A 4441-nucleotide genomic window follows, 5' to 3' on the forward strand; every position below is an offset into this window, starting at 1 on the left:
CAAGTAATACTAATCAATTAGTTGCAATACTAATTGATTAGTAGTAAACTTGTTTTATAATTAGAATTTTATGCAAAAACTGGCTAAGCGCGAAGAACAAATAATGCAGGTGTTTTGGAAACTGGGAAAAGCTTTTATCAAAGAAATTATCCCAGAAATGCCCGAACCCAAGCCGCATTATAACTCGGTAGCAACCATGGTGAAGATTTTGGAGGAGAAGGGTTTTCTGGATCACGAGACTATTGGCAATATCTACAACTATTACCCAAAAGTTACCCGCGAAGATTATCAGAAGCACGCCATGAAGGATATTGTGAGCCAATATTTCGACAATTCTTACCCAAGCATGCTGGCCTTTTTTGCCAAAGAACAAAAAATATCTGAGCAAGAACTGGGAGAGATCTTAAACCTTATTAAAACCGAAAAGAAATGATACCATACGTATTGCACGTTGCATTGCTGATAAGCGTTTGCCTGTTGTTTTACAAAGTACTATTGCAAAAGGAAACCTTTTATCATTTAAACCGATGGGTGCTGCTGGCATGCCTGGGTTTAACATTTCTACTGCCACTTATACGGGTGCCCCAGCAGTGGGCATTAAGAAAAAGCCAGCAAACAAGTGTAACCGCCGCAACGAACATAAATCGCCAGCCAGAATTGAGTACGTCGGTTGTTAAAGCGCCCGAAAAACAAGCAGAAGCGGTTGCCACAGCTCCACCTGCAGAAACATCGGTTAAAGAAACGGTTGTTTCCATAATGCCGCAGCTATTAAAATGGGTGCTTGTTTTGTACTGGTGTGGTGTGGCGGCCTTCGGGTTTAATTTTTTGCTGCAGGTTGCGGTGCTTTTACGCCAGGCCTATAAAAGCCCGGCTATACAAGACGGGCAGTTCAGGATAGTAGAGCTGGATACAGATAAGGCCCCATGCTCTTTTGGTAATTATATTTTTATTAACCCCGCCAAATACGATTGGGAAACCTACAGCCAGATCTTACTGCACGAGAAGATCCACATTAAACAGGGCCATAGCTTTGACCTGCTGCTGGCCGAGCTGATGCTGGTATTCCAGTGGTTTAACCCATTTGCCTGGTTATACCGCAAGGAATTGGAGAACAATCTTGAATTTTTGACAGACAACGATGTACTAAATAATAACGAAGTGGAAAGGGAATTGTATCAAATGAGCTTACTGAAAGTATCGGTACCCAACTTGTCGCTTCGGATAACAACCAACTATAATCAATCACTCTTAAAAAAACGAATTGTTATGATGAACGCAAAAAAATCAAACATACACACCACCTGGAAATACTTTTTCCTGCTGCCGCTAATGGCATTTTTGATGTGTGCATTTAACGAGCCAACGGCTTACCGCCCGCCGGTGGTAATAAAAAGCCAAACAAGTTTTGATACTTCAGATAGTCAGCGCGAAGGTGTATGGTCGGCCAAAATAACCGGAAATAAAATAGATATACAGTTCAGGAACGAAGGCGACAGCCACAACCACATGAGCAACAGTAATTTTTTGGTAAGCGAATTTTCTACCTTGCCTAGAGGCGCCAACGGCGATTTTAAACTGGTGCGTGAAGCCGGTAGCATGAACTTTAACGGAAAGTTTGATGGCAACACCGGTAGCGGCCACTACAAATTTGTTACTAACCCGGCATACATCCAGTACCTTACAAGCCAGGGGATAACAGATATAGAACAAAGTGACGAGCTGGCCTTTTTCTTGATCAACATCAAAAAAGACTATGTGGCTATGCTGCACCGCAACGGCTACAAAAGAGTATCAAAAAGCGATTTGATAGCTACCGCAGCTTTGGGCGTGAATGAGCCATACATTGCATCCTTAAAGAAAAACGGTTTTCCTGATGCAAGCCTGCAGGATCTGATAACCGGTAAGGCAATGGGCATCGACGGTGCTTTTATCAGCGAGATCCGCAAGGCGGGATATCCTAATGTGTCATTTGATAAGTTAGTGAGCTTTAAAGCACAAGGGATAAACGGACAATATATTGCTAAATTTAAAAATGCGAGAGCGGGCACGCCGGGCAAAAAAACCGCATCGGCCAAATCAAAGAACAATGATGACAACGCCGATGATATGATTGCCTATAAAGCCCTTAATGTTGATGAAGGTTTTGTGAACGGCTTTAAAAAAGCGGGATACACAAACTTAAGCAGCAGCGACCTGATAGGTATGAAGGCGGTAGGTGTTACCCCCGAATATGCATTAAGTTTTAAAAACGCGGGTTATGGCGATGTATCTCATGACGATCTGGTATCAATGAAGGCATTGGGCATAACGCCTGAATATTTAAACAGCTTTAAAAATGCAGGCTTTAAAATAAATGCCGACAAAGCCGCCGGCTTAAAAGCATTAGGTGTAACGCCCGAATTTATTAAAAGCTTTAAGGGTATGGGCTTTAGCGATATTTCTTTAGATGATGCAACCGCTTTAAAAGCCCTGGGCATTACACCGGAGTACATTACAGAGATGCGCGGAAAAGGTTTTAAATCAAACGATATCAATAAGTACATCACCATGAAAAGCGCGTTTTAGCAAAAGACGATTTATAATAAGAAAGCCGGACCTGTACAGGTCCGGCTTTCTTTATTTATTATCAGGATAACAGAGCGTTTATTTTAAGCGGCCAGCTGAAACTCCACCTTATCGATCAACGCTGTCATATCAAACGGCTTGTGCAGAATATCGTTCGGTGCGCCTTCCTGGGTAAGGGCGTCGTCCAGGTCGTCCTCCGCAGAACAGATGATCACGGGTAAGCTTCGGGTTTCTTTATTATATTTTAATATTTTACAAATTTCGCGGCCATCTAAACCGGGCATAACGGCATCCAGTATTAAAAGATCGGGATGGATCTTTCTCACCTCTTCAACTACGTGGTCTCCGGTACTAAGCGAAGACACATCATAGCCGTTATTGATCAATATGTAGCTCATCACCTCAATTATCAATTCATTATCGTCAACTATTAATATCTTCTTATTCATGGCTTTGTATTTCAATAAGTTATGCAAAGGCCGTGCCGCAATTAACGGGTGGTTAAATTATTTAAACGGGAAGGGGGTTGATGACAAAATATAGAGATACAAAAGATGAAAAAACAAAGAGCGCAGAGAAATACTCCTGCGCTCTTTGTGAATATCTCCGTGACCTCTGTGGTTAAATCACTATTATCAATCAGGATTATATGTGTATAAACAACTCATCAGCCGGCCTGCGAACTTTTGCCGCTTTGCTCAGATCATCATCTTCGGCACGATAACCAATGGTTGCAATAACGGTAGCTGTTAAACCTTTTTCGGTTAAGCCTAATATTTCATTAAAAGCCGCAGGATCAAAACCTTCCATTGGGCAAATGTCAACATCTTGTTCGGCTGCTGCTGTAACTAAAACACCTAAGCCAATGTAAGCCTGTTTTTGTGCCCACAGCAATAATTGCTCGGGAGTGCGTGCGTTAATGGCACCCAATATCGCACCTTCAAAATCGGCTAAAGCCTCGCGGGGAACGTTGCGTGTAGCAGCAACATTATCAATATACTTTTTGCCAAAATCTTCGTTAATGTTGGTCTCGGCAGCAAAGATGATTAGCTGTGAAGAATCGGTAATTTGCGATTGGCCATAAGCAGCGGCACGTAATTTTGCACGGGTTTCGGCATCTTCCACTACCAATATACGGTAATGCTGTAGGCCCAATGATGATGGCGCCAGTTGTGCAGCATCTAAAATGGTCTGTAATTTATCAGCAGCTATCTTTTTAGTGCTGTCGAATTTTTTTGTGGCGTAACGCCAGTTTAATTTATCTACTAATGACATGATTTTCTTCCGTTTAATTATGCGGGCAAACATATATGTTTAAACACATAAAATGGTCATGCAGGAGTAAAGACTGCAAAACGAGTAGAGCTTAAATAATAAGATTAAAATTCATCTGCTGTAGAGCGAAGGTCGCCGTACTCGTCACCCTGAAAATGCATACGGCCCGATAGCTGATCTGTCTCGAAATTCCAGTAGGAGTGTTGGTTATTAAGGTCGTTAATAATGCCAGAGCAGCTAAATGTAAGTTCCAGTTTATATTGAATACGCAAACGCCCGTTCAGTGTGGCGGGGGCAAATTGTTTCACCTCAAATTGAAGCTTGTCAAATTTTGATGAACCGAACTTATCTTTATTCTCTTCAGTTAAGGCGGCAATTAGATTTTCATATGGTTCGGAGCCTGATTGAAATATAACCTCCATCGCCTTTTGCAACTGGTCGTTATTCTGCGGGATCACCAGGTCATCCGGTAGGGAAATATTAAAAGCCTCTTGCATAGATTAAGGCATGCGGTCTTTTAGTTCGCGCTCTTTTTCCTTGCCTTCGTCCTTTAATCGTTTTTTCTCGGCCTTTATTTCTTTCTTGGTACGGCCGGCGGTAT

5 protein-coding genes are annotated in these 4441 nt (G+C 42.1%); 2 read left to right on the forward strand and 3 right to left on the reverse strand.

Annotated features, from left to right (window positions below; genetic code table 11):
• Positions 1–70 precede the first annotated feature (70 nt).
• Both JWQ85_RS15585 and JWQ85_RS15590 read left to right on the forward strand, forming a co-directional pair.
• Entirely contained in the window at positions 71–433 is a 363-nt protein-coding gene (locus JWQ85_RS15585) for a BlaI/MecI/CopY family transcriptional regulator (protein WP_299469595.1), read from the forward strand.
• The gene (locus JWQ85_RS15590; RefSeq protein WP_299469597.1) at positions 430–2565 is read left to right on the forward strand and encodes a M56 family metallopeptidase; all 2136 of its coding nucleotides are present in this window, start codon (positions 430–432) and stop codon (positions 2563–2565) included. The genes JWQ85_RS15585 and JWQ85_RS15590 overlap by 4 nt, the downstream gene beginning before the upstream one ends.
• 83 nt (positions 2566–2648) lie before the next feature.
• Here JWQ85_RS15590 and JWQ85_RS15595 read toward each other — a convergent pair whose 3' ends face one another.
• The 3 genes from JWQ85_RS15595 to JWQ85_RS15605 all read right to left on the reverse strand — a co-directional run bounded on the left by JWQ85_RS15595 (position 2649) and on the right by JWQ85_RS15605 (position 4337).
• A complete protein-coding gene (locus JWQ85_RS15595) occupies positions 2649–3014 on the reverse strand; it encodes a response regulator (RefSeq protein ID WP_299469599.1) in 366 nt (121 codons plus the stop codon).
• A gap of 196 nt (positions 3015–3210) precedes the next feature.
• A complete protein-coding gene (locus JWQ85_RS15600; protein WP_299469601.1) occupies positions 3211–3840 on the reverse strand; it encodes an NAD(P)H-dependent oxidoreductase in 630 nt (209 codons plus the stop codon).
• A gap of 104 nt (positions 3841–3944) precedes the next feature.
• A complete protein-coding gene (locus JWQ85_RS15605) occupies positions 3945–4337 on the reverse strand; it encodes a hypothetical protein (RefSeq protein WP_299469604.1) in 393 nt (130 codons plus the stop codon).
• Positions 4338–4441 lie beyond the last annotated feature (104 nt).

The organism is Mucilaginibacter sp. (assembly GCF_028288105.1).
GTDB lineage: Bacteria > Bacteroidota > Bacteroidia > Sphingobacteriales > Sphingobacteriaceae > Mucilaginibacter.

What these genes read in the sequence shown, in the direction of transcription:
- JWQ85_RS15585 (WP_299469595.1), top strand. Translation starts at nt 71, where the DNA reads ATGCAAAAACTGGCTAAGCGCGAAGAACAAATAATGCAGGTGTTTTGG.
- JWQ85_RS15590 (WP_299469597.1), top strand. Translation starts at nt 430, where the DNA reads ATGATACCATACGTATTGCACGTTGCATTGCTGATAAGCGTTTGCCTG.
- JWQ85_RS15595 (WP_299469599.1), bottom strand. Translation starts at nt 3,014, where the DNA reads ATGAATAAGAAGATATTAATAGTTGACGATAATGAATTGATAATTGAG.
- JWQ85_RS15600 (WP_299469601.1), bottom strand. Translation starts at nt 3,840, where the DNA reads ATGTCATTAGTAGATAAATTAAACTGGCGTTACGCCACAAAAAAATTC.
- JWQ85_RS15605 (WP_299469604.1), bottom strand. Translation starts at nt 4,337, where the DNA reads ATGCAAGAGGCTTTTAATATTTCCCTACCGGATGACCTGGTGATCCCG.